Annotated in this window: 25 protein-coding genes and 1 tRNA gene; 10 read left to right on the top strand and 16 right to left on the bottom strand. The window is 67.2% G+C overall.

Annotated elements, in window-relative coordinates; translation table 11 throughout:
• Positions 1 to 954 (top strand): RNA polymerase sigma factor RpoS, encoded by a 954-nt coding sequence (gene rpoS / locus WDZ97_RS09330; protein WP_019919013.1) that lies wholly within the window; start codon positions 1 to 3, stop codon positions 952 to 954.
• 454 nt (positions 955 to 1,408) lie between these two features.
• On the opposite strand, the gene fliR is transcribed toward rpoS, so the two are convergent.
• The 5 genes from fliR to WDZ97_RS09305 form a co-directional block, all read right to left on the bottom strand.
• A complete protein-coding gene (gene fliR, locus WDZ97_RS09325; RefSeq protein ID WP_425762562.1) occupies positions 1,409 to 2,182 on the bottom strand; it encodes a flagellar biosynthetic protein FliR in 774 nt (257 codons plus the stop codon).
• A gap of 1 nt (position 2,183) precedes the next feature.
• Positions 2,184 to 2,453 carry a flagellar biosynthesis protein FliQ gene (gene fliQ / locus WDZ97_RS09320; protein WP_425762561.1) on the bottom strand — a complete coding sequence of 90 codons (270 nt, stop codon included), beginning with the start codon at positions 2,451 to 2,453 and terminating at the stop codon, positions 2,184 to 2,186.
• 13 nt (positions 2,454 to 2,466) lie between these two features.
• A complete protein-coding gene (gene fliP / locus WDZ97_RS09315) occupies positions 2,467 to 3,219 on the bottom strand; it encodes a flagellar type III secretion system pore protein FliP (RefSeq protein ID WP_425762560.1) in 753 nt (250 codons plus the stop codon).
• Positions 3,216 to 3,629, bottom strand: coding sequence for a flagellar biosynthetic protein FliO (gene fliO / locus WDZ97_RS09310; RefSeq protein WP_425762559.1), 414 nt, complete (start codon positions 3,627 to 3,629; stop codon positions 3,216 to 3,218). Before fliO ends, fliP begins: the two co-directional genes overlap by 4 nt.
• Positions 3,630 to 3,751: 122 nt before the next feature.
• A complete protein-coding gene (locus WDZ97_RS09305; protein ID WP_425762558.1) occupies positions 3,752 to 4,441 on the bottom strand; it encodes a Crp/Fnr family transcriptional regulator in 690 nt (229 codons plus the stop codon).
• 131 nt (positions 4,442 to 4,572) lie between these two features.
• Between WDZ97_RS09305 and WDZ97_RS09300 the strand changes: the two genes are divergently transcribed.
• Positions 4,573 to 5,397, top strand: coding sequence for a quinoprotein dehydrogenase-associated SoxYZ-like carrier (locus tag WDZ97_RS09300; RefSeq protein ID WP_425762557.1), 825 nt, complete (start codon positions 4,573 to 4,575; stop codon positions 5,395 to 5,397).
• A gap of 9 nt (positions 5,398 to 5,406) precedes the next feature.
• On the opposite strand, the gene WDZ97_RS09295 is transcribed toward WDZ97_RS09300, so the two are convergent.
• Entirely contained in the window at positions 5,407 to 5,598 is a 192-nt protein-coding gene (locus tag WDZ97_RS09295) for a YqaE/Pmp3 family membrane protein (RefSeq protein ID WP_304003703.1), read from the bottom strand.
• A gap of 144 nt (positions 5,599 to 5,742) precedes the next feature.
• Here WDZ97_RS09295 and WDZ97_RS09290 point away from each other — a divergent pair, with 144 nt between their 5' ends.
• Positions 5,743 to 7,944, top strand: coding sequence for a RelA/SpoT family protein (locus WDZ97_RS09290; RefSeq protein ID WP_425762556.1), 2,202 nt, complete (start codon positions 5,743 to 5,745; stop codon positions 7,942 to 7,944).
• 26 nt (positions 7,945 to 7,970) lie between these two features.
• On the opposite strand, the gene WDZ97_RS09285 is transcribed toward WDZ97_RS09290, so the two are convergent.
• From WDZ97_RS09285 to WDZ97_RS09270, 4 genes are all read right to left on the bottom strand, one after another.
• Positions 7,971 to 8,975, bottom strand: a complete 1,005-nt coding sequence (locus WDZ97_RS09285) for a methyl-accepting chemotaxis protein (protein WP_425762555.1) — start codon at positions 8,973 to 8,975, stop codon at positions 7,971 to 7,973.
• A 349-nt stretch (positions 8,976 to 9,324) separates the two neighbouring features.
• Positions 9,325 to 9,843, bottom strand: a complete 519-nt coding sequence (locus tag WDZ97_RS09280) for a putative metalloprotease CJM1_0395 family protein (RefSeq protein WP_425762554.1) — start codon at positions 9,841 to 9,843, stop codon at positions 9,325 to 9,327.
• Between the two features lie 101 nt (positions 9,844 to 9,944).
• A tRNA-Arg gene (locus WDZ97_RS09275) sits at positions 9,945 to 10,019 on the bottom strand.
• A gap of 30 nt (positions 10,020 to 10,049) precedes the next feature.
• A complete protein-coding gene (locus WDZ97_RS09270) occupies positions 10,050 to 11,480 on the bottom strand; it encodes a glycosyltransferase family 39 protein (protein ID WP_425762553.1) in 1,431 nt (476 codons plus the stop codon).
• 86 nt (positions 11,481 to 11,566) lie between these two features.
• Between WDZ97_RS09270 and WDZ97_RS09265 the strand changes: the two genes are divergently transcribed.
• The 4 genes from WDZ97_RS09265 to WDZ97_RS09250 all read left to right on the top strand — a co-directional run bounded on the left by WDZ97_RS09265 (position 11,567) and on the right by WDZ97_RS09250 (position 16,789).
• Positions 11,567 to 12,571 (top strand): glycosyltransferase family 2 protein, encoded by a 1,005-nt coding sequence (locus tag WDZ97_RS09265; RefSeq protein ID WP_425762552.1) that lies wholly within the window; start codon positions 11,567 to 11,569, stop codon positions 12,569 to 12,571.
• A complete protein-coding gene (locus WDZ97_RS09260; protein ID WP_425762551.1) occupies positions 12,568 to 13,500 on the top strand; it encodes a lysylphosphatidylglycerol synthase transmembrane domain-containing protein in 933 nt (310 codons plus the stop codon). Before WDZ97_RS09265 ends, WDZ97_RS09260 begins: the two co-directional genes overlap by 4 nt.
• A 65-nt stretch (positions 13,501 to 13,565) precedes the next feature.
• Complete coding sequence (locus WDZ97_RS09255; RefSeq protein ID WP_425762550.1) at positions 13,566 to 15,467, top strand: ATP-binding cassette domain-containing protein; 1,902 nt, start codon at positions 13,566 to 13,568, stop codon at positions 15,465 to 15,467.
• A gap of 188 nt (positions 15,468 to 15,655) precedes the next feature.
• On the top strand, positions 15,656 to 16,789 hold the full coding sequence (locus WDZ97_RS09250) for a PEP-CTERM sorting domain-containing protein (RefSeq protein WP_425762549.1): 1,134 nt from the start codon (positions 15,656 to 15,658) through the stop codon (positions 16,787 to 16,789).
• Between the two features lie 73 nt (positions 16,790 to 16,862).
• Here WDZ97_RS09250 and WDZ97_RS09245 read toward each other — a convergent pair whose 3' ends face one another.
• On the bottom strand, positions 16,863 to 17,732 hold the full coding sequence (locus tag WDZ97_RS09245) for an HDOD domain-containing protein (protein WP_304003717.1): 870 nt from the start codon (positions 17,730 to 17,732) through the stop codon (positions 16,863 to 16,865).
• A 116-nt stretch (positions 17,733 to 17,848) separates the two neighbouring features.
• A complete protein-coding gene (locus WDZ97_RS09240) occupies positions 17,849 to 18,058 on the bottom strand; it encodes a hypothetical protein (RefSeq protein WP_019918997.1) in 210 nt (69 codons plus the stop codon).
• A gap of 82 nt (positions 18,059 to 18,140) precedes the next feature.
• Between WDZ97_RS09240 and earP the strand changes: the two genes are divergently transcribed.
• From earP to WDZ97_RS09225, 3 genes are all read left to right on the top strand, one after another.
• Positions 18,141 to 19,304, top strand: a complete 1,164-nt coding sequence (gene earP, locus WDZ97_RS09235) for an elongation factor P maturation arginine rhamnosyltransferase EarP (RefSeq protein ID WP_425762548.1) — start codon at positions 18,141 to 18,143, stop codon at positions 19,302 to 19,304.
• Positions 19,305 to 19,384: 80 nt separating this feature from the next.
• Positions 19,385 to 19,942, top strand: a complete 558-nt coding sequence (gene efp / locus WDZ97_RS09230) for an elongation factor P (RefSeq protein ID WP_019918995.1) — start codon at positions 19,385 to 19,387, stop codon at positions 19,940 to 19,942.
• A 545-nt stretch (positions 19,943 to 20,487) separates the two neighbouring features.
• On the top strand, positions 20,488 to 20,739 hold the full coding sequence (locus tag WDZ97_RS09225) for a hypothetical protein (RefSeq protein ID WP_304006795.1): 252 nt from the start codon (positions 20,488 to 20,490) through the stop codon (positions 20,737 to 20,739).
• Between the two features lies 1 nt (position 20,740).
• Here the strand turns inward: WDZ97_RS09225 and WDZ97_RS09220 are convergent, their stop codons facing one another.
• From WDZ97_RS09220 to WDZ97_RS09205, 4 genes are read right to left on the bottom strand one after another with little or no spacing between them, the layout of a single operon-like run.
• Positions 20,741 to 22,627, bottom strand: a complete 1,887-nt coding sequence (locus tag WDZ97_RS09220; RefSeq protein ID WP_425762547.1) for an ABC transporter ATP-binding protein — start codon at positions 22,625 to 22,627, stop codon at positions 20,741 to 20,743.
• Positions 22,628 to 22,669: 42 nt separating this feature from the next.
• A complete protein-coding gene (locus tag WDZ97_RS09215) occupies positions 22,670 to 23,164 on the bottom strand; it encodes a TPM domain-containing protein (RefSeq protein WP_425762546.1) in 495 nt (164 codons plus the stop codon).
• 1 nt (position 23,165) lies between these two features.
• On the bottom strand, positions 23,166 to 24,002 hold the full coding sequence (locus WDZ97_RS09210) for a TPM domain-containing protein (protein ID WP_425762545.1): 837 nt from the start codon (positions 24,000 to 24,002) through the stop codon (positions 23,166 to 23,168).
• A 4-nt stretch (positions 24,003 to 24,006) separates the two neighbouring features.
• On the bottom strand, positions 24,007 to 24,621 hold the full coding sequence (locus tag WDZ97_RS09205; protein ID WP_304006804.1) for a LemA family protein: 615 nt from the start codon (positions 24,619 to 24,621) through the stop codon (positions 24,007 to 24,009).
• Positions 24,622 to 24,659: the final 38 nt, after the last annotated feature.

Raw genomic sequence — 24,659 nt, 5'->3', positions numbered from 1 at the left:
ATGTCCGATCTGTCGCTGCCTGATGATGCCGAACCCGTCGAGCCCATCGAGGACGACGCGGCGATCAGCGACATCGACACGCCGGAAGCGGTGGTCGAGGCGGTCGAGCCCGCCGAGGCGGAGTTCTTCGGCGATGCGACCCAGCTCTACCTGAACGAGATCGGCGCCAACCCGCTGCTGACGCCGGAAGAGGAGCTGTCGCTGTCGCGCCGCGTGCGCCTTGGCGACTTCGAGGCGCGGCAGATCATGATCGAGCGCAACCTGCGCCTGGTCGTCAATATCGCCAAGCACTACCTGAACCGCGGCATGCCGCTGCTCGATCTGGTCGAGGAGGGCAATCTCGGCCTGATCCACGCGCTGGAGAAATTCGATCCCGAGCGCGGTTTCCGTTTCTCGACCTACGCCACCTGGTGGATACGGCAGAACATCGAGCGCGCGATCATGAACCAGTCGCGCACGATACGGCTGCCGGTACACGTGGTGAAGGAGCTGAACCAGGTGCTGCGCGCAATGCGCAGCCTGGAGTCGCGCAGCGGCGGCGACTGCTGCGCAGAGGACATCGCGCAGCTGCTGGCCAAGCCGGTCGAGGACGTGCGCCACATCCTGTCCCTGAACGAACACACCGCCTCGCTCGACGCGCCGCTGGACATCGACCCCTCGCTTTCCATCGGCGAATCGCTGGCCGATGACGAGCAGGACGGGCCGGACGTGCAGATCCAGAACGCCGAGATCGGCTCACTCGTACACACCTGGATTTCCCAGCTCGGCGACAAGCAGCGCACGGTGATCGAGTACCGCTACGGCATCAATGGCTGCGAGATCGCGACGCTGGAAGAGCTGGCGGAGCGACTGGGTCTGACACGGGAGCGGGTGCGACAGATACAGCTCGAAGCGCTGGCGCAGCTGCGCAAGATCTTGCGCCGGGCGGGGGTGTCGAGGGACGTGTTGCTGTAGATTCCTGAGCGGTTTTCCCGCGCTTATCCCTTTAGGAGCGGTCTTCTGACCGCGACGCGGCGGGTGATGCCGCGTCGTGTCGGGTTCAAGCCACATCCGCCGCGAATCGGCAAGGGTGGCGTGGTGCGCCGCTAGACCTGGATGGCTGGAGTGCCGCCCCAGCTTGGCTGACCGGTCCTTCGGATGCGATCACGGGTATGCCTTCTGATGATGCCTGTGCCGATCGACCACCCCAGGGCCGGCTTTGCATGGCCGGCCCGTTCGTCAGGCGCGATCAGGGGCAGGCTTTCTGCGTATGCCCGCGCTGATCGACCACCCCAGGGCTGGCCCTGCATGGCCAGCCCGTTCAGCGGGCGCGGCGCAGTGCGCCGCGAAACCCCATCGGAAGGAGTGCCGGCCCTGCATGGCCGGCCCGTTCGTCAGGCGCGAAGCAGTGCTTCGCGAAACCCCTGACTCACCCCATCGCCAACTGCGCTACGGTGCGCAGGCCGTAGTCGAACAGTTGCTGCAGCGCCGGGGCGAAGAAGGGCATCGACAGCAGCAGCATGACGAAGCCGGCGATCAGCGTGACCGGGAAGCCGATCGCGAACAGGTTCAACGTCGGTGCGGCACGGGTCAGTATGGCCAGGGCGATGTTCACCACCAGTAGCGCCGCGATCACCGGCAGCGCGAGCATCACGCCGGCCGAGAAGATGGTGCTGCCCCAGCGCGCGATCGCCATCCAGCCGTTGGCCGGGAACAGGTCGGCACCGACCGGCCACCATTCGAAGCTGTTGCCAATCACCGCCAGCAGCATCAGATGGCCGTTGATCGACAGGAAGACGAGCATTGCGAGCAGGCCGAGAAACTCGGAAATCACCGGCGACTGCGCTGCGTTGTCCGGGTCGTAGAACATCGCGAAGCCCAGACCCATCTGCAGGCCGATCAGTTCGCCGGCCAGATCGATCGCGGTAAACACGACGCGCATCGAAAAGCCGAGTGCGATACCGATCAGCATCTGCTGCAGTAACGCGAGCAATCCGGGCCATGAGCCAACCACCAGCCCCGAGGGCGGCAGCGCCGGGATCAGCGCCAGCGTCATTGCCGCGCCGAAGCCCATGCGGATGCGCGCCGGAATCGCGCGGTTGTTCAGGATAGGCGCTGTCGCGATCAGTCCCAGGATGCGGGCCAGCGGAAACAGGAAGCCCGCCATCCACAGGTCGAGCTGGGCGGCGGACAGATTGATCACGTCAGCCGATCAGCGACGGAATGGACGAGTAGAGGCGACGGATGTAGTCGGTCATCAGCGTGATCATCCACGGCCCTGCCAGCACGATGACGAGGAACACCGCGATCAGCTTCGGGATGAAGGAAAGCGTCATTTCGTTCACCTGGGTCGCCGCCTGGAAGATGCTGACGATGAGGCCGGTGATCAGTGCGGCGCCGAGCATCGGCGCCGAAATGATGAGCAGGATTTCGACCGCGTGGCGGCCGATGTCGACGACGGTGGTGGGGGTCATGGGTACGGCTCCTTCAGATCTGGCCGAAGCTCGACACCAGCGTGCCGAGTATCAGGTTCCAGCCATCGACCAGCACGAACAGCATGAGCTTGAACGGCAGCGACACGATGACTGGCGACATCATCATCATGCCCATCGACATCAGCACCGACGCGACCACCATGTCGATGATGATGAAAGGGATGAATACGATGAAGCCAATTTGGAACGCCGTCTTCAGCTCCGACGTGACGTAGGCGGGCACGACCACGCGCATCGGCAGTTCTTCCTGGCTGGCCACCTTGGGCGTGTTCGACAGCCGCATGAACAGCTCGACGTCGGGCTCGCGTACCTGCTTCAGCATGAAGGCCTTCAGCGGCTTCGAGCCGATGTCCAGCGCCTGTTCGAAGGTGATGCGGTTCTCAGACAGCGGCTGGTAGGCGTTGGCATAGATCTGCTCGCCGACCGGCGCCATGATGAAGAAGGTGAGGAACATCGCCAGCCCGATCAGCACCTGGTTGGGCGGGCTGCTCTGCGTGCCGATGGCCTGGCGCATCAGCGACAGCACGATGATGATGCGGGTGAAGCTGGTCATCATCAGCAGTACCGCCGGCAGGAAGGACAGACTGGTCAGCAGCAGCAGCGTCTGTATCGACAGCGACCAGTTGGTGCCGCCGCCGGGTGCCGGCGTACTGGTCAGCGCCGGCATCGACTGCGCCAGCACCTCCGGGGCAAGTACGGCGGCGACCACACCGGCGCCGAGCAGCGGGAGCAGGCGGCGCATCATGAGCGGGGCGCCTTCAGCCGGGCGAGCAGCGCGCCGAAATCGGGGGCGGCCGGCTGCGCGCTGTCCTGCTGCAGCTCACCGCGCGGCAGCGTGGCGATGCCGGTGACCGAACCGGGGGCGACACCGACCACCAGCCAGTGGTCGCCGATTTCGAGCAGCAGCACGCGCTCGCGCGAGCCGACGGCGATGCCGCCGACCGTGCGTATCGGTGCCGGCCCGGCCAGCTTGCCGCCGGAAATGCGGCGCAGCAGCCACAGCACCGCGAACAGCGCCGCCAGTACGACGCCGAGCGCGCCCAGCATCTGGATCACCGCGCCGGCGCCGCTTGGCGGTGTCGCGGGGGCAGCTGCGTCGGCGGCGTGCAATGCGCCGCTCGATGCGAGCAACAGGAAGGCCACGTGTATCTTCATGGCCGCAGGTTAACGCGCGGGCCGCCGTGGTCAGACCGGGAATAGACCCGGTTTCGGGCGGCAATTTCTGCCGCCATGGCGCGAGGGCGTGGACGCGCCCGTGGTCATCGAATGCGCTGCGCTCAGCCCTCGGCTGCCAGCGCCGTCAGCGCCTCGCGCTCGCGCACCTCGATGCGGCCGCGCGTCATCGCGATCCAGTTGCGCCGCTCCCACTGTTTTAGGATGCGGCCGACCGGTTCGCGCGTGCTGCCGAGGTCGGTGGCGATGCGACTCTGCGTGTCCTCGAGCGCTGCGCCGTCGGCCGTGCGCGCGAGCAGCAGGTCGGCCAGGCGGGCGTCGAGGCGGCGGAATTTCAGTTCGTCGAGCAGGGCGATCATGTCCGACAGCAGCCGGCCGTAGTGTTCGAACACGAACTGGCGGAACACGTCCGAGGTGTTCAGCAGCTTGCGGAAGGTGGCGCCGGCGATGGCCACCTCGCGCAGGTCGGTTTCCGCCGTGCTGGCCGCCGGGTAGCGCGCCACGCCGAGCAGGCATGAGGTGGTGAGCACGCAGGAATCACCCGGACCGACGCGGTACAGCAGCACTTCGCGGCCATTGGCCGACAGCCGCTGTATGCGTGACCAGCCTTCGATGCGCAGGATGAAGTTGTTGCAGGCGTCGCCCTCGCGGTAGCCGGTCTCGCCCGCCGACAGCCGTACCTCTAAGCTGTTGGCGAGCAGTTCCTCGCGTGCCGCCGGTTCGAGGTCGGCGAGCCGCGGGAAGTGCGTAATCCAGTCGCGCCACAGGCCGGGCGCGCCGACGTATCGGCTCATGACTCCTCCATCCATCTTTGTTGTTGTCGAGGGATGCTATCCCGTCGGTGCGCAGCGAATGTGACTAAGTCGCAGATCGCCGGCACGGCGGCGCGTTCAATCGCAGGCAAACGACAACGGAGGAGACCGCCATGCCCCTGAATTCCTTGCGCGCGCTGCTGTGCGCCTGCGCAGCACTGTGGCTGCTGCCGGCCAGTGCGGCCGACGAGCCCTCGTCCGACACCGAAGTCTGGCAGGGCGTGCGGGCCACGGTGTTCGCCGGACGCGAAATCGTCGAGTCGAACGAGGTGATCGAGATCGAGGCACCCTTCCGTGCCGAGGACGCCGCCGTGGTGCCGGTGGCGCTGCGTGCGCGGATCGACCAGACCCCGCAGCGGCACATCCGCAAGCTGTGGCTCATCATCGACGGCAACCCGACGCCGGTGGCCGCAGCGATCACATTGAGCCCGGAGGCGGGGCGCGCCGATATCGAAACCCGCGTCCGCGTCGAGCAATACACCTGGATGCGCGCGGTGGCCGAAACCAGCGACGGCAAGCTGCACGCGTCGAGCAAGTTCGTACGCGCCTCCGGCGGCTGTTCGGCGCCGGCTGGCAAGGACTTCGAAGAGGCGATGGCGCGGCTGGGCAGGATGAAGCTCAAGGTCGAGAACGACGCCGGAAGCGCCGCAGCGGCGACACTGATGGTCAGTCACCCGAATATGAACGGCATGCAGATGGATCAGGTCACCCGTCACTTCACGCCGGCCCACTTCGTGCGCCGCATCGAGGTGAGCTACGCCGGCCGCACGCTGCTGACTGCCGACGTCGACTTCGCATTGAGCGAGAACCCGCAGCTGCGCTTCCAGTTCAAGCCGCAGGAGGGGGGCGAGCTGCAGGCGAAGGTGATCGATTCGAAGGACCTCACCTTCACCCAGACCGTCGCCGTGAAGGGCGGCGCGCTCGCCAGTTCGAAGTGAGTCGGGCGCTCAGCGCCGGCTGAGCGCTTCCTCGATCTTTTTCTCGGTCTTGTACTGGCTCAGCGCATAGACCGCCCACAGCGCGGCCGGAATCCAGCCCAGCAGCGTGAGCTGCAGGATGAGACAGATGATGCCGGCCACCGGGCGGCCGATGGTGAAGAACACCGTGAAGGGCAGAAAGATTGCGAGCAGCAGTCGCATGACGGACTCCCGGTTGAGCGAAGTGCGCTCAACGGTACAAGAATAAGCGGTCGAGTTGAAGCCCGGACCGCGCGCTGACGCCGTTGTGCCGGTAATGCTGCTGCGCCGCAAGCTGCGCGCCGTCTAATCCGGGATAATCGCGGCATGGTATCCGTCGTTCATTCCCTCTCCAGCGCCGACGCGGCGCGCACCACACTCGAGTTGCTGACCGACGGTCTGGGCGACACCGAAGCGGACACGCTGCGCCGCGCCCACGACATGGTGACGCCGCTGTACGCCGAGCGCTGGCTCGGCACCGGCGAGCCGATGCACGAGCACGTGGTCGGCCAGGCGCTGATCTGCGCTTCGCTGCGGCTTGACCTCGAAACCCGGCTGGCGGCCTTGCTGTTTCCGCTGCATGAGGTACAGGACGACGCCGGCGAACACATTGCCGCCCAGTACGGCCCGGCGGTCGCCGAACTGGTCGCCGGCCTGCAGCGGCTCGACAACCTGCGCCTGATCACCCGCGCCCATGCTTCGCAGAGCGTGACCGGCAGCGACGCCGGCGGCGATCAGGCCGAGGTGCTGCGCAAGATGGTGCTGGCCATGGTGGCCGACGTGCGCGTGGTGATGCTGCGCCTCGCTTCGCGGGTGCAGAGCCTGCGCTGGCTCACTGCCCACCCGAACGACGACCGCCTCGACATGGCGCGCGAATCGCTCGACATCTATGCGCCGCTGGCCAACCGGCTGGGCGTCTGGCAGCTCAAGTGGGAACTGGAAGACCTGTCCTTCCGCTTCCTCGAGCCCGACACCTACAAGCGCATTGCCAAGCAGCTCGACGAGAAGCGGGTCGAGCGCGAGGCCTTCATCGCCGACGCGATGGTGAAGCTGAAGGCTGAGCTGGAGGCCGCCGGCATCAAGGCCGAAATCCAGGGGCGGCCAAAGCACATCTACAGCATCTGGAACAAGATGCGGGCGAAGAAGCTGGAGTTCTCCGAGGTGTACGACGTGCGCGCGCTGCGCGTGCTGGTCGATTCGGTGCGCGACTGCTACGGCGCGCTCGGCGTCGTGCACCAGCTCTGGCATCCGCTGCCGCGCGAGTTCGACGACTACATCGCCCAGCCCAAGGGCAACAACTACCAGTCGCTGCACACCGCGGTGATCGCGCCCGACGGCCGCTCGCTCGAAGTGCAGATCCGTACGCGCGACATGCACCGCCACGCCGAGATGGGCGTCGCTGCGCACTGGCGCTACAAGGAAGGGTCGGGGCAGGACAAGGACTACGACGACAAGATCGCCTGGCTGCGCCAGCTGCTGTCCTGGCGCGACGAAATCGCCGACCACTCGGAGTGGGTGGAACAGTTCAAGCGCGCCGCGCTCGACGACACCATCTATGTGCTGACGCCGCAGGGCAAGGTGATCGACCTGCCACAGGGCGCGACGCCGGTCGACTTCGCCTACCGCCTGCACACCGACCTCGGCCACCGCTGCCGCGGTGCCCGCGTGAACGGCCAGCTGGTGCCGCTGAACACACCGCTCGACAATGGCCAGCGTGTCGAAATCATCGCCGCCAAGCAGGGCGGACCGTCGCGTGACTGGCTGGTGCCGCAGCAGGGCTACATCACCACGCACAACGCGCGGGTGAAGGTGCGCCGCTGGTTCGCCCAGATTGAAGAGGGCGAAACGCTGGCCCAGGGCCGTGCGTGGCTGGCGCGCGAACTGGCGCGCGAGGGCGCCAGCCAGACCAGTCTGGAAGAGCTGTCGCAGAAGCTGGGCTACAACAGCGTCGATGCGATGCACATCGCCTGCGCGCACGGCGAGGTCGGCCCGCGCGCCATCCACGTTGCGCTGAAGGGCGAGGAGCCGCCGCCGGACGAACCGGAAATCAAGCCGCGCGCACCGCGTGCCACCGGCGAGCGCGGCGTGCTGGTCGAGGGCGTCGGCAAGCTGCTGACCCAGCTCGGTCGCTGCTGCAAGCCGGCACCGCCGGACCCGATCTCCGGCTTCGTCACCCGCGGCCGTGGCGTGGCCATCCACCGCAGCGACTGCCCGAATTACATCAATATGGTGGCGCGCAATCCTGAGCGGGTGATCGACGCGCAATGGGGCGAAGTGGCCGGCCGCGACCCGGACGCCCGCTTTGCTGCAGACATCCACGTCGAGGCGCACGACCGCCAGGGTCTGCTGCGCGACATCTCGGAAGTGCTGTCGCGCGAGAAGATCAACGTCACTGCGGTCAGCACGCAGTCCAAGGCAGGCATGGCGCGCATGAGCTTCACCGTCGAGATCGCCGGCGTCGGACAGATCCAGAAGGTGCTCGGGCTGATCCGCGACGTCGACGGCGTGGTCGAGACGCGGCGCGGCTGATTGCCGGCGCGCCGACGACCCGTGCGCTAGAACAGTTCGACCTCGCCGGTGCTCATCGTGCCGCGCGGTCCGGACTGCAGGGTCATCGACCGTGCGGCCTCGCGTGCGTCGGTCAGCAGGCGTGACAGCACCTCGTTGCGTTTCTCGACCCGGGCGATGCCGTCGCGCTGTTCGCGGTCGCGGTGCGCGTCGAACACGCCGTTCACGTAACGCGCCATCAGTTCGGTCTGCTCGCTGACTTTCGCCAGCAGCTGGCTCACCATGTCCTCGAACTGCATCGACACCATGCCCTGCATCACCGCCTCGTGTATGGTCGATGACAGGCGATTGATGCGCTCGGCCTGTTCGGTGGCATGGCGGTTGATGTCGGACATCTGTTGCCACAACTGAGCTGCGCGTTCTTCCGAATCACGCGCCGAGCCGATGTCGGTGCTGGCAGAAGCGGCGACGGCTTCACCGGCCTCGCTGATCGCACCATGCACGTCACCAAGCAGCGCGCTGATTTCCGTGCTGAAGGTTTCAGTGCGCTGCGCCAGTTTGCGTACTTCGTCCGCCACCACCGCGAAGCCGCGTCCGGCTTCGCCCGCGCGTGCTGCCTCGATGGCGGCGTTGAGCGCCAGCAGTTCCGTCTGGCGATTGATCTGGTTGACCTGGCCGATCAGTCCGCGCACCTGCTCGAGCTTGTTGCGTACGCCGTCGAAGCGCTGCCCGATCGCCGCGCTGCCTTCGCTCAAGGTTTCCACCGTGCGCACGAAGCCGGACAACGATTCCTGCGTGCGGAGCGCGAACTGTTCGATCTCGCTGCGGCGGCGCGCCTGCTCCTCGTCGGTCGCCAGTGCAAGCAGTTCCTCCACCATCTCTCGCAAGTTCGAACGTCCGTTGCTCTCTCGCAGATTGGCGGCGGCGCCGGCGACGATGTCCTGCGAGCGGGTCAGTGCCTCGCGCAGGCGTTCGAACTGTTCCCGACTGCCACCCGCAAGTGCTCCACACAGATCGTCGTACTGCCGGACATTGCGGTCGATCTCCGCCATGCGGGCCGCCTGTCGCGCTGCGTGTCCCGCACGCGCCCGACGGCTCAGAATCTGAGCGACGACCAGACAGGTCAATGCAAGCCCGATCAGCGCCGTTGTTGCCCAGCCGGAAGGCCGGGTCACGCTCAGTACTGCACCGCCCGCGCTGACCACCAGCGCCAGCCACACGGCAAGGTCATCACCTCTCAAAGAGCCCGTTTTCGTCACGTCGATAGTCCTTTCTTCTGGTCTTGTTTTGTACGACGAAAGTCATATCGACATTGCCCTTACGCTTCTCAAGGGTTCTGGTGTGAAAATTTCCCTGATGCACGAACAAGGTCGGTCTGGCGCCACTTGACGACCGGAGGGGTCAGGCGCGGACGTCTATCAACGAGCTCTTTGTCGGCCGCGGCTCCGCATAGATCAGCAGCGGTGTGCGGGCCGCGATGTCCGGACGCGCAATCGATCCGTCGGTCGAGGCAGCCAGGTCCGCTTCGGCCCGGCGCGCCATCTGCGCCGCCCTTGCGGCGACCGCGAGATCCTGCCCCGATGGCTCGGCCGGCGCCAGCGCGGCGGCACTGATCTGTCGCGCACGGCGCAGCGTCTCTTCCGGCGTGCGGCCGGGTGACACGTCCAGACTCACTTCGCCGCCGACGGCGTAATTCACGCCGTCCGGACCTCGCTGGAAGCTGTAGTTCGCGCCCGACGTGGCCAGACCACCGGCCGCCGCCTGATGGGCCTGTTCGTGCTGCCTCACCTCGCGGTCGCGCGTCTTCAGTGCGCGCAGCTGTTCGGCCTCTTCGGGGCTGAGTTCGCCGGAAGCCTGCGTGCGCGCGGGCGAGGCTGCCGACAGGGCAGCAGCGGGGAAGCTCGGGGCGGAAATGTTCATCGGCGCGATGTCCCGGATGTCGTCGACACCGGTCGCCGCAGCAGGCGGCCGGCGCATGAATATTCACTATAGACAGTGCGCCGGATGCGCGTGCGCGGGGCTGGCGGCCCCAACAGGAATCGAACCTGTACCTACCCCTTAGGAGGGGGTTGTTGTATCCATTCAACTATGGAGCCGCAGGGGCGCGATTGTAACCGCGCGCCGCGTCAGCGGACGAGGGTGTAGCGGTATTCGATTGGCGGGTGGCCGGGGTGGGCGTGGCGGTAGCGCAGGCGGAGCAGGGCGTAGGTGGTCGTGCCGCTGTGGTCGAACATCGCACGGCCCGCTTCGCCGCGGCCGATCAGCAGATGCGCCCCCGATTGCGCCGGGGGCGCTGGCGCATCGTCCTTCCATACGACGACCCGCGCCTGCGGAAAGCGCACGCGCAGCACGCCGCCGAGCACCGGGTCGTGGGTGACGATGGGGGCGCGACCGTCGTAGCCGGCACTGCGCAGCGCGAGCGCCAGTTCGGTCGCGGGTTCGTTCAGTTCGTCCGGCCGGTTGCGCCAGCCGTCGAACACCGGCCGCATGCTGGCCATGAAGAGGTAGAGCAGCGCGAACACGATGAGCGTGCCGCGCAGCCAGCTCAAGTGCGGGTGTGCGTACAGATGCGGTCGGCAGCAGAAGAAGGCGAGCGGCGCCATGAACAGCAGCGGCTGCAGCCAGCGACCCTTGAAATGGGTGGCGCCCCCGACCACCACCAGCGCCAGCATCAGCAGCGTCAGCGCGCCCAGGTAGCGGCCCCACAGCCGGCAGTGTGGCGATGCGGTGGCGGGCGTCCAGGCGGCGCGGCCGAAGATCGCGGAGAAGGCGAGCGCGAGTGCGGCCAGTGTGGCCAGCGTGGCGCCGGCCAGGCTGCTCAGGCCGCGCACGATGCCGCCGGTCAGGCCGGGCGCGGCGTCCAGCTTTTCCAGCGTGCGTGCGCTGGCCAGCTGCCAGTTGTCGAGCAGCCACAGCACGTGCGGCGCGAGCACCACGAGCGCGAGCAGCGCCGCCGCGATCAGCCACGGACTGCGCAGCATCGGCCGCGTGTCGCGCGACAGCAGGACCGCCAGGCCGAGCGCGGCCAGATAGACCGCGAAACTGTATTTGGACAGCAGGCCGAGCGCTGCGCACAGGCCGAGCGCGAGGTAGAGCGCCGGGCGCGGCTTCTCGATCAGTCGCACGACCACGTACAGCGTGGCGGCGGCGACAGCGGTGGCCAGCACCGAATGCGTCAGGTCGCGCTGCGATTCCCAGCCGATCTGCGGAATCAGCAGCATGGACGCCGCGGCCAACAGCGCCAGCGGTGGCGCCATCAGCCGGCGCGCGGTCAGCCAGACGAAGGCGTAGGTCGATGCGAGCAACGTGTTCTTCAGCAGCGACAGCGACAGCACCGATACGCCCGCCACCTGGAACACCGCCCACTGCAGCCACGTATACAGCGGCGGCTGCGTGCCATAGCCGGCGGCCAGCTGCTGGGTCCACAGCGCCTGCTCGGCCTCGTCCAGTTCGAGCGCGTCGGACACCAGCGTGCGAGCCGCGATGTGGGCGCCGAAATAGAGCAGGAGCAGCAGCCACGGGGCGCGGTGCGACGGGGCGGATGGGGGGGCGTTCATGGCGTCGCAGTGTCGCCGCACATCTTTAATTTGGCGTTAACCGCGGCGCTGCACGATGACGGCTCTTCATGCCGGATCGTCCGCCCATGCCCCAGGTTCTCGAATTCGCCCAGCCCGAGCTGCCGGTACGCGCCACCGCCGAGGCGCCGGAAGTGTCCGTCGTCGTGCCGGTGTTCAACGAATTCGACAACCTCGGCGATCTGGTCGATCGCATCCACGCCGCACTCGCCCCGACCGGCCGCCGCTTCGAGCTGATCGTCGTCGACGATGGCTCGCGCGACGGCAGCGGCGCGTTGCTGACGCGGCTGGTGGCCGAACGCCCGTGGTTGCGGCCGGTGCTGCTGGTGCGCAACTACGGTCAGTCGAGCGCACTGCAGGCCGGCTTCGACCGCGTGCGCGGTCGCTACGTCGTCACGCTCGACGGCGATCTGCAGAACGACCCGCTCGACATTCCGGCGATGATCGACCGCCTCGACACCGATCCCGACGTCGACATGATTTCCGGCTGGCGCCAGCAGCGGCAGGACAAGGCGCTGTCACGCCGTCTGCCGTCGCTCATCGCCAACAAGCTCATTTCCGCCTCGACCGGCGTGCATCTGCACGACTACGGCTGCGCTTTGAAGGCCTACCGGCGCGACATCATCGACCGCATCCGGCTGTATGGCGAGCTGCACCGCTTCATCCCGTCGCTGGCGCGCGACGCCGGTGCGCGCATCGCCGAAGTGCCGGTGCGCCATCACGCGCGCACGCGCGGGGTATCGAAGTACGGCATCGACCGCACCTTCCGCGTCATCCTCGATCTGGTGCTCATCGTCTTCTTCATGCGCTACCGCCAGCGTCCGCTGCACGCCTTCGGCGCACTCGGCCTGTGGCTCGCCACGCCGGGCGCCGCCATCCTCGGCTGGATGGGGCTGCTCAAGCTGTTCGGTCACGACATCGCCGGCCGGCCGCTGCTGATGGCCGGCGTCATGCTGCTGCTGATGGGCGTGCAGCTCATCGTCGCCGGCCTGATCGGCGAACTGCTCATCCGCATCTATCACGAAGGCCGCGGCCGGCCGCAGTACCACGCACAGGAGCCGGAGGCGCGATGACGCGCGGCGCCGCGCTGCGCCTCGCCGCAGCCGGCGGGCTGCTGGCTGCGGTCATTCACGTGGCGGAACCGGCTGCGCTGATCGCGACGCTGCGGCAAGCCGACCGCGACTGGCTGCTGCTCGGCCTGGTCGCGGCGCTGCTGTCGAACGTAGCCTCCGCGCTGCGCTGGCGTGCGCTCACGGCCTGGCTCGGTGCGGCCGTCAGCCCCTCGTTCGCGCTGCTCGCCTACTTCCGTGCAATGGCGCTGAACGCACTGCTGCCGGGGGCCGTCGTCGGCGGCGATCTGTATCGCGCGCTGGCGCTGCGTCAGGCCGGCCTGCCGACACTCGACGCCGGCCTGTCGGTGCTGCTGGACCGCGTCAGCGGCCTGTGGGTGCTGCTGGCACTCGGTGCCGGCGCATTGCCGTTCGCTGCATCCTCCATCGCACTCCCATTGCCGCTGCCGTCTGTCTGGATCGACCTGTCGTGCGCGGTGGCGGCCGTGCTGCTGCTCACCGCGCCACTGCTCGTGATTGCGTGGCCTATCAGCGGCGCTCGCGCGCTCGCCGCGCTGGCGCGCCTGCAGTCGCGACTGCGGCGTCCGCGGGTGCTGCAGCAGTACGCGCTGCAGATCGTCGCCTCGCTCGTCGTGCAGGCGCTGTCGATTGCCGCGCTCGCCGCGGGCGGTCGGGCGCTCGGACTCGACCTGTCGCCGGCTGTGTGGGCGACGGCAGCGGCGCCGATCTTCCTGATGGCGGCGCTGCCGGTCAGCGTCGGCGGCTGGGGTACGCGTGAAGCGGCGGCGGCGGCGGTGCTCGCCGTCTTCGGTGTGCCGGCCGCGCAGGCGGTCGCCGTGGCGCTGATCTACGGCGTATTCGGTCTGCTGCAGGCGGCGCTGGGCGGCTCGCTGTTCGCCTGCCGGCCGCAAGCGGTGCCGCGCGTGGGCTGAGTCACCGCCGGGGCAGGGCGTATACTGCGCGCCCGCCTCCGAACCGCCCCTGCACGTCGCCCACCATGCCGCTGATCACCCTCGACAATGCCTGCCTTGCCTTCGGCGACCTGCCACTGCTGGACCACACCGCACTGGTGGTCGAACCGGGCGAGCGGCTGGCGCTGATCGGCCGCAACGGCACCGGCAAGTCCAGCCTGCTCAAGATCCTCGCCGGCGATGCTGCGCTGGACGACGGCACGGTCTGGCGTCAGCCCGGCACGAAGATCGCCTACGTCGCGCAGGAGCCGCAGTTCGGCGCCGGCGCCCGCGTGTTCGACGCCATCGCGCAGGGACTGGGCGATCTGTCGCAACTGCTGATCGATTACCACGACGTGGCCGAGGCGGTCGCGCACGGCGACGAGAGCAAGCTCGACCGCATGGCTGAACTGCAGGACGCGCTGGAGCACCACCAGGCCTGGCGTTTCGAGCAGCGCATCGAACAGGCGCTGGTGCGGCTCAACCTGCCGGGCGACGCGACCGTGGAATCGCTGTCCGGCGGCATGCTCAAGCGCGTGGCGCTGGCGCGCGCGCTGGTCGCCGAGCCGGACATGCTGCTGCTGGACGAACCGACCAACCACCTCGACCTCGACGGCATCGCCTGGCTGGAAGCGCTGCTCAACGATTTCCGCGGCGCCAGCCTGGTCATCACGCACGACCGGCGCTTCCTCGACAGCTTTGCCACCCGGATCATCGAACTGGACCGCGGCCTGCTGCGCAGCTACCCCGGCCGCTACGCGCAATACGTCGCGCGCAAGGCCGACGAACTGGCGGCCGAGGCGCTGGAATCGGCACGGGCCGACAAGCTGCTGGCGCAGGAGGAGGTGTGGATACGCAAGGGCGTCGAGGCGCGCCGCACGCGGGCCCAGTTCCGTGTAAAGCGGCTCGACGAACTGCGCGCACGGCGCGAGGCGCGGCGCGAACAGATGGGACGCGCCCGCATCGGGCTGGATCGCGGCGAAGCGTCCGGCGAACTGGTGGCGGAACTGGAGGGCGTGAGCAAGCGCTACGGCGATCGCCCCATCGTTCGCGACTTCTCGACCCGCATCGTGCGTGGCGACAAGGTGGGCCTGATCGGCCCGAACGGCGCTGGCAAGACCACGCTGCTCAAGCTCATCCTCGGTCAGCTGGAGGCGGACGAAGGGCGTGTGCGCACCGGCAGCCGCATCCAGGTCGCCTACTTCGACCAGTTCCGCACCCAGCTCGACGAATCGGCCACGCTGGCCGAGGTGATCAGCCCGGGTTCGGATTTTGTCGAGATCGGCGGCAAGCGCACGCACGTGATCGGCTATCTCGGCGACTTCCTGTTCCCGCCTCAGCGCGCGCGCGCCAAGGTCGAGTCGCTGTCCGGCGGCGAGCGCAACCGGCTGCTGCTGGCGCGGTTGTTCGCGCGACCGGCCAACGTGCTGGTGCTGGACGAGCCGACCAACGACCTCGACATGGAAACGCTGGACCTGCTCGAACAGCTGCTGCAGGACTACGACGGCACGGTGCTGCTGGTGTCGCACGACCGCGCCTTCCTCGACGCCGTCGTGACGCAGACCATCGCCTACGAAGGTGACGGTCGCTGGCGCGAATATGTCGGCGGCTACAGCGACTGGATTGCCCAGCGCCCGGCCGCGCCGGCGTCGCCCGCCGCCACGCCGGCAAAATCAGCGCCGCCAGCGCCCGCGGCTTCGCCGGTCAAGGCCGACAAGCCGGCCGCGGCGCCGAAGAGCAAGCTCAGCTTCAAGGAACAGAAGGAACTGGACAGCCTGCCCGACCGTATCGCTGCGCTGGAGGACGAACAGGCCACACTGACCGCACGGTTGTCGAGCGGCGCACTGGCCGGTCCCGAAGCGGCCGGCGTGTCCACCCGCCTGGGCGCGCTGGCGGCCGAAATCGACGCTGCCATGCTGCGCTGGGAAGAACTGGAGTCGCGTCGCTGAACCCGCGTTCTGTCGGATTTATTTACAGCGCGTGAGCTGTCCAACGGTGCTATCCGGGATAGGTAAAAAACTTCATATATTTCAGTTTTGTGTAACACCCTGTTTTTCTGGAATGTGACTTGCTACACAGCTGATGACAACTCGGGAAGATTTCCCTTGTGTCGTGACAAGAATTCAGGAGACAGATCATGGCCATCCCCTTCCGCAAGAAGGTTCGTCGCGCCGCACTGACTGCGGCCCTTGCCGGCATCAGTGCCGCACACGCCGCCCCCACCGTCGATCTCGAGAACGTCGGTTGGGTCACCTACGGCGATGCCCGTTCCTATTCGTTGCCGATTTCCGGTCTCGAAGTGATGGCCGGGCCGGGCCAGATCGACATCTTTACCAAGCTGGGCCTCGGCGCCGACGGCCAGACCAGCAATGGTACGCCCGGTGTCGACGACGCCTTCGACACCCCTCAGGCGAACACCACCGAGGGCTTCCGCACCACGGCCGCAAACGAACCCAACAGTCTGGCCGGTGTGCTCGACGGCAGCTGGGATCGCTCCGGCTGGTGGGATGCCAGCCTGTCTGCGCTCAACTCCGAACTCAACTTCGACGAGAACTCGCTGGTGTTCTTCTTCGCCAACAACGAAATCGGCTCCGGCGAGGACCGCGCCAGTCTGGCGGCGTGGATGCGCGTCGAGGTGTCGCAGATCAGCACCGGCACCATCCTCGGCCGCTTCGACCTGAGCAATGACTTCGACCAGGATGGCGTGTCGGTTTACGGCGGTCTGCCGACCTTCGATGGCTCGGGTGGCTCCGGCATCATTCTCGGCGGCTCCGACCTGTACACCGCGCCCGGCGCGCTGACCGAAGCAGGTCGCGTCGAACCGGTGCTCGCCGATTTCGTGCGCTCCGGTGGTCCGGTCTGTCTGGCAACGGTGCCCGGCGGTGAAGTCATCGTCGATTGCGCCGGTCCCTATGACCGCAAGGTCGAGCACAACCTGGGCGGTGACCGCGCTGCCTACGCCATCGTGATGACAGAGCTCGACGCACTGATCGCCAGCCTGCTCGGCGGCGACCTGAGCGACTACGCGATCCATGTCGACTATCGCCTCGGCTGTGGCAGCGAGGAGGGCTTCGGTACCGTGCGGGAAGCGCCGCGTCAGAACCAGGACGTCGGCAACTGTTTCGACCGGTACGCGCTGAACGGCGGTGACGAGAAGCTGTTCATCGGCACCCAGGCGCGTACGGACATCAATGTGCCCGAGCCCGGTTCGCTGGCGCTGATCGCCGCTGCGCTGGCCGGCGCAGGCCTGCTGCGTCGCCGTCGGGGCTGATCGCCGCGTCTGCAGCACGCCGCACCGGAACGACAAAGGCCACCCGCGGGTGGCCTTTGTCGTTCCGGCGGTATCAGTCGGCGTCCGGGGCGGCGTGATCGGGGAGCGTCGGCGGCGGCGAGCCGTCCATCGGCAGACCCAGGCGGCCGAGCAGCGTTTCGTGGCTGATCCGCAACAGCTCCTCGATATCCTTGAAGTCGTCCGGCAGCGCCGGGTCGTCCCAGCCCTTGGCGCTGTGACGGGCCAGATTGACCGCGTACTGCACGTTGCGTACGCGCGGCGACGGGTGGGCGGAGCCGCCCATCAGTTCGACCAGCAGCGCCGGCAGTCGCCAGGCCTTGGCCAGCGCCACCTGCAGATCGTGCGAAGTGACGTTGAACACCACCTTCTGCGCGGCCGCCGTGCGCATCGTCGGATTGGCGCGCAGCAGGTCGCGCAGCTTCAGCGACAGCTTCGGCGCGAACACCCAGCAGAGGATTTCCGCCACGTCGTGAAGCAGCGTGGCGACGGTGATCTCGTCGACGTCGATGTCGTGGCGCATCAGTGCCCACTCGCGAGCCCAGCCCGACGCCTTGCGCGCCCGCGCGATCACGCGCATGACGCCGAGAAGTGCCTGCGGGTGTGCGTGCAGGTGCTCCTCCAGCGTCGGGAGCGACTCGAAATGATTGAAGAAGGGCGTGATGCCTATCATCATCAGCGCCCGTTCTATCGTCGTGATGTCGGTATGCTGGCTGCGGCCGCGCTTCGCTTCGATGAAGGCGAGCACGCGCAGCGTCATCAGCGGGTCGTGCAGGATGACCTGGGCGATGGTGCGGGCGCTGACCGTGTTTTCGGTCTCCCGCAACTGGGCCAGTTCGCGGGTGGTGCGGGCAAGTACCGGCAGCGGCTTGTCGCTCATGAAAGCGACCCAGCCCTCCAGGGTGGCGTTCGACGCGTCGCGCATGTGTCAGGTCCTGTGGACGATGACCTGTTAACGGCTCCGCGCGCCGCCTACTGAAGAGGTGGCGCCATGAAGCGTGTGTCTGTCTGCAAGCTGCGCAGGGCGCTCACCGGCGGGCCTCAGCTTCCGTCGTCGTCCTCGTCGCCGTCGGCGTCCGGCCAGCTGTCGTTGTCGGCGTCGCCATCGGCCTCGGCCACCATCGTCATCGCGTTGATCTGCGCGATCTGGTCGAGCAGGCTCGGCATGGCGGGAATGCGCTCGTCCGACTTCAGCGGACGGCGATGATGGCGAAAACCCAGTGTTTCGGACGTCGGGCGCGGCATGGACATGTCGGGACTCCTGATACTGTTTGACGGTGGTTGATCGCTGCTGCTCTGCTGATTACGACGTTTGACTCGCGGACTTGAAGGCATGTCGCACCCTCTTTGTGAAGATTCCTCACTGATGCAGCACCGGCCACGCCCGGATTGCGATCTGTTCTGCCGTGTCGTCGACAACTTCGGCGATGCCGGCGTGTGCTGGCGCCTCGCTCGCGCGCTGGCGCGCGAGCACGGCTGGACGGTAAGGCTTTGGATGGACGCGCCACAGGCGCTGGCGCGGATCAAGCCACAGGGCGCCGACGAGCCGGGCGTCGAGGTGAGGCACTGGACCGATGAGCTGCCCGACTGCGAACCCGCACACTGCGTCATCGAAGCCTTCGCCTGCCATCTGCCGCCGACCTTCGTCGCGGCGATGGCGGCGCTGGCCGTGCCGCCGCGCTGGATCAATCTCGAATACCTGACCGCCGAGGAATGGGCGGACGGCTGTCACGGCCTCGCCTCGCAGGACCCGGCGACCGGCCTGACCAAGCACTTCTTCTTCCCCGGTTTCAGCGCGCGCACCGGCGGCCTGTTGCGCGAGCGCGACCTGTTCGCCCGACGCGATGTCTGGCGCGCGGATGTGGCGCTGCAGCAGGCAACCTGGGCGCGCGTCGGCATGCGGCCACAGCGCGGAGCGCTCCAGGTATCGCTGTTCAGCTATGAAAGCCCGGCGATCTCGACCCTGGTCGATGCACTGACTGCACGCGCTCAGCCGACCCAGCTCTGGGTGCCGGAGGGCAGGGCGCTGATCGCGCTGGCCGGCGTGCTGGCGAGACCACTGGTGGGCGGCGACGATATCCGGCACGGTGCGCTGCGGATCTGCGCATTGCCCTTCATGGACCAGGACGACTACGACGCGCTGCTCTGGCTCTGCGACCTGAACATCGTGCGTGGCGAGGATTCCTTCGTCCGCGCGCAGTGGGCGGCCCGTCCACTGCTGTGGCACATCTATCCGCAGGACGACGGGGCGCATCTGCCCAAGCTCGATGCCTTTCTCGACCGCTACTCGGCCGGCCTCGACCCGGCGCCTGCAGCACGCTTGCGCGCGCTGCATCACGGCTGGAGCGGGGGGGCGGCGATCGCGTCGGCCGACTGGCTGGCCGCGCTTGCCGACCTGCCGCTGCTGACGGCACACGCGCAGGACTGGGCGACTCGGCTCGCGGCTACAGACGACCTCGCAACCCAGCTTGTGTTGTTTAATCAGACACCTATATAATGCCGGGTTTGCCGCGACGGGCGTTGCAACAGGGGTTGCAAAGGTTCGCATGGCGGCCTCAACCCCCACAGGAACACTGCATGAAAACCGCTCAGGAACTGCGCGCCGGCAACGTCGTGAAAATTGGCAACGACGCCATGGTCGTGCTCAAGGCCGAATACAACAAGTCGGGCCGCAACGCCGCCGTCGTCAAGATGAAGATGAAGAATCTGCTGACCGGCTCCGGTCAGGAGACGGTCTACAAGGCCGACGACAAGTTCGACGTGGTCATCCTGGAGCGCCGCGAAGTCACCTACTCGTACTTCGCCGATCCGCTTTACACCTTCATGGATGCCGACTACAACCAGTACGAAGTCGAAGCCGAGAACATGGGCGACGCACTGAACTACATCGAAGACGGCATGGCCTGCGAAGTCGTGTTCTACGAAGGTCGTGCCATCTCGGTCGAACTGCCGAATTCGGTGGTGCGTGAAATCATCTACACCGAGCCGGGCGTCAAGGGCGACACCTCGGGCAAGGTGCTCAAGCCTGCCAAGATCAACACCGGCTACGAAGTGGCGGTGCCGCTGTTCTGCGATATCGGCGACAAGATCGAAATCGACACCCGCACCGGCGAATACAAGAACCGCGTGAAGTAAGCAGCCGATCCGGCCGCGCAGTCGGGCGGTCGGCGGACGAAAGAGGCCCTGCCATCGTGCAGGGCTTTTTTTCGCCCGGCGTCGCTGTTTGGTATGCGCGGCTCGGCGACCGCGAGAGCGGCCTGAATTCAAGCCCGCAGACCGCAGCCGCCGCGGCCGGGCTTTTGTGGGAGCGAGCTTGCTCGCGATGGCGGCCTGAAGCGAAGTTCGCGGACAGCAGAGGCCGCTCCCACAGGGGGTGCGCGCGACCTGCCGGCGGAACCGGGTTCTGTGGGAGGGGTCTTCTGACCCCGACAGCTGCCTTGATCGAAGCCTGCGGACAGCAGAGGCCGCGTCGCGGCCAAGGCCGCGCCCCACAGGGAGTGCCCCGGATCTGCAGCCGGCAGCGCGCAGTCCCGGGACCGGTTCCCGCGATCGATGTTTTCGTTGCACTGCGACAGGAAATCCCCGCGTCGACTTCCTAGACTGAAATCTTTCCGTCAAGCAACCGTGTCATGCTGCTTGCATTGTTGGAGTTCAGACATCCACAACGAAGGGGATGGTCCATGTCACGTATCGCCGATCTGCCGTTTCTGCCGAACGCACTCGAATCCGAATTCATCCCGCCGCTCGAACTGATCGAGCACGGGCAGTTCTACCTCATCTCGTGGGAAACCCAGCTCTCCGCGGCCGTCGCATGGCAGGCGGCAGGCGGCAATGCGGACAACGACGGTGCGACGCTGCAGGCGGTGCCGCCGCGCATCGAGCGGCGTCGGCGGGCCGAGGTGATCGCCTTCGCTGACCGCCGCGCCGCCTGATTCAGACTTCGACCGGCTGCGCCGGGTCTTCGACCACCGCGGCGTCCACCTCGGCCCCGAGGAAACCGCCGCTCTGGTGCGCCCACAGCCGGGCGTAGAGCCCGCCGCAGGCCAGCAGGCTGCGGTGGTCGCCTTCTTCGACGACGCGACCGCGGTCCATCACGATCAGCCTGTCCATCGCTGCGATGGTCGACAGACGGTGGGCGATCGCCACCACGGTCTTGCCCTCCATCAGACGGTAAAGGCTGGTCTGGATGGCCGCCTCGACCTCGGAGTCGAGCGCGCTGGTCGCTTCGTCGAGCAGCAGGATGGGCGCGTCCTTCAGCATCACGCGGGCGATGGCGATGCGCTGGCGCTGACCGCCGGACAGTTTTACGCCGCGCTCGCCGACATGGGCGTCGTAACCGCGGCGGCCCTTCGGGTCGACCAGACCCATGATGAAGTCGTGCGCCTCGGCGCGCCTGGCGGCTGCGATCATGTCGGCGTCGGTCGCGTCTGGCCGGCCGTACAGGATGTTGTCGCGCACCGAGCGGTGCAGCAGCGAGGTGTCCTGGGTCACCATGCCGATCTGCGCGCGCAGGCTGTCCTGGGTGGCGCTCGCGATGTCCTGCCCGTCAATCAGGATGCGGCCGGACGGCAGGTCGTGGAAGCGCAGCAGCAGGTTGATCAGCGTAGTCTTGCCGGCACCCGAGCGGCCGACCACACCAATCTTTTCGCCCGGGCGGATGTGCAGCGTCAGCCGGTCGATGACCGCGCCGCCGTCCTGGTTGCGCGGCTTTTCGTAGTTGAAGGTGACGTCCTCGATGCGGATGTCGCCGCGCGTGACGTGCAGCGGCTGCGCATCGGGCCGGTCTACCACCGATTGCGCGCGCGACAGCGTATTGATGCCGTCGCGCACGGTGCCCACCTGTTCGAACAGCGACGCCAGTTCCCACATGACCCAGTGTGAAATGCCGTTCAGCCGCAGTGCCATCGCCGTTGCCGCCGCCACCGCGCCGACGCCGACCTGACCCTGCATCCACAGCCACAGGGTCATGCCGGCGGTCGATGCGATCAGTGCCATGCTCAGGATGTGGTTCACCACCTCGAAGCCGGTGACCAGCCGGAACTGCGCGTTGACCGGGCGCATGAACTCGCGCATCGCCTCGCGTGCGTAATCCGATTCGCGGTCGGTGTGCGAGAACAGCTTCACCGTCGCGATATTGGTATAGGCGTCGGTGATGCGACCGGTCATCAGCGAGCGCGCGTCGGCCTGCGACTGCGCCACCTTGCCCAGACGCGGCACGAAATACACCATCGCGCACACATACAGCGCGAGCCAGCCGCCGAAGGGCAGCAGCAGCGCGAGGTCGAAGCCGCCTACCACGGTCACCATGGTGACGAAGTAGATGATGATGAACACCAGAATGTCGGCCACGATCATCCAGGTGTCGCGCACCGCCAGCGCGGTCTGCATCACCTTGGCGGCGACGCGGCCGGCGAATTCGTCCTGGTAGAAGCTCATGCTCTGGCCGAGCATGTGGCGGTGGAAATTCCAGCGCAGCCGCATCGGAAAGCTGCCGGCCAGCGCCTGGTGCTTGATCAGGGTCTGCAGCGCGATCACCAGCGGGCTGGCGATCAGGATGCCCGCGAGCAGCAGCAGCGTGTCGCCCTCCTGCACCCACAGACGGGCCGGCTCGATCTTGCCCAGCCAGTCAACGATGTCGCCCAGCATGGCGAAGAGCAGCGCCTCGAACACGCCGATCAGCGCGGTGCACAGCGTCATCACCGCAATGTAGCCGCGCATGCCCTGCGTGCATGACCAGAGGAAGGCAAACAGGTCGTGCGGTGGCGTCGGCGGCTGGCCGGCGGGGTAGGGATCGATCCGTGTTTCGAAAAACTTCAGCAAGACGCTCTCCGCGCAGGGGCCCTCAGGCTGCGGCCCCGGACCTTACAGGACAAGTACGCGGTCCGGCAGTTCGTTCTTCTTTGTGCCAGCGCCCGGAAAGTGCTGCGCCAGCGTCGCGGTGATCGCCTGCACGCAATGCAGCGCGCCGTCGTGGAACTCGCCGCGGCGGAAACGCGCTTCCAGTTCGGTGCACAAGGCCGCCCAGTGTGCGTCCAGCACGCGGGCGCGCACGCCGCGGTCGACCACGATTTCGATGTCGTGATCCGCCATCAGCAGGTAGATGAGCACGCCGCTGTTGTGTTCGGTGTCCCACACACGCAGTGCCGAGAACACCTCGATCGCGCGCTCGCGCCCGCTCTGGCCGCGCAGCACGGCGAGCGGATGCAGTGCGTTCTCGACGACGAAGCGCAGTTCGCCGGCATGGCGCGCTTCGCTTGCCTCGATCGCCAGCTCGATCGCCTCCAGCGTACGCGCCGGCAACGCGCGGCGCAGCGCCCAGGGCAGGGCGAACAGGTGTCTGAAGAAACGTCCGATCATGTCACCACCGTCCCGAGGCGCCGCCGCCACCGAATCCACCGCCACCGCCGCCGAAGCCGCCTCCGCCGCCGTGACCGAAACCACCGCCGCCACCGAAGCCGCCGATGCCGCGACCGCCGCCGAACAGCGTGATCAACAGTGCGACGACGCCGGCGACAAGGGCGATCGGCAGCAGCCCGACCACGATCCAGGCGATGAAGCCGACCACACCGCCGGTCGCCAGCGCGCCCGGCAACCGACCCAGCATGGCACGCAGGACGCCGCCGAGGCCCAGTGCGACGATGAAAAGCATGGGCGCGTACTGTTCGATACCGCCTTCACCGCCCGCCGTGGCGCGCGACGGTTCAGGCAGCGGTTCGCCGTCGATGACGCCGATCATGCGATCCACGCCGGCGCGGATGCCGCCGGCGAAATCGCCCTGACGGAAGTAGGGCACGATCACGTCGGACACGATGCGCTTGGCCGTGATGTCGGTCAGCGCACCCTCCAGCCCGTAGCCGACCTCGATGCGCAGCGCGCGGTCGTCCTTGGCCACCAGCAGCAGGGCGCCGTCATCGACACCCTTGCGCCCCAGCTTCCAGGTTTCGGCCACGCGCAGTGCGTACTGCTCGACCGTCTCCGGCGCCGTCGTCGGCACGACCAGCACCGCGATCTGGCTGCCCTTGCGCTGTTCGAATTCCTGCAGCGTGCGCTCCAGCGCGGCGATGTCGGCACCGCTCAGCGTCGCCGTCTGGTCGCTCACACGGGCGACCGGCGGCACCGCGAGCTGCGCGAAGGCGCTGGTGGCGACGAGGAGCAGCGCGCCGAGACCGGCGCGCAGGGCACGCATCCAGTTCATCTATTTACTGCGCCGGCTTCGGTGCCGCACCGCCGAAATCGACCGTGGGCGGACGCGATATTGCCGCCTCGTTCTCGACCGTGAAACCCGGCTTCACCTGATGGCCGAACATCATCGCGGTCAGGTTGGTGGGGAAGGAACGCACCGTCACGTTGTAGTCCTGCACCGCCTTGATGTAGCGGTTGCGGGCGACGGCGATGCGGTTCTCGGTGCCTTCGAGCTGCGCCTGCAGGTCGCGGAAATTGGCGTCCGACTTCAGGTCCGGGTAGTTCTCGGTCACCACCAGCAGGCGCGACAGCGCGCCCGACAGTTCACCCTGGGCGGCCTGGAATCGTTCGAAGGCCTGCGGATCGTTCAGCAGTTCCGGTGTCGCCTGGATGGCGCCGACGCGCGAGCGCGCTTCGGTCACGCGGGTGAGCACTTCCTTCTCCTGCTCGGCGAAACCCTTGACGGTATTGACGAGATTGGGAATCAGGTCGGCACGGCGCTGGTACTGGTTCAGCACCTCGGCCCAGGCGGCCTTGACCTGTTCGTCACCCGACTGCAGCGTGTTGTAGCCGCAGCCGGACAGCAGCGTGACGGTGAGAAGAGCGAGCAAAGACATCCACAACTTGCGCATTTCCTGCCTCCAGTGACCGGTTTGACCCGGTCTAACAT

It is taken from the genome of Methyloversatilis sp. MC4-4 (genome assembly GCF_049843555.1).
Lineage (GTDB): Bacteria > Pseudomonadota > Gammaproteobacteria > Burkholderiales > Rhodocyclaceae > Methyloversatilis > Methyloversatilis discipulorum_B.
Note: the sequence above shows the minus strand (reverse complement) of the source record. Positions and strands in the feature narration are given on the sequence as shown.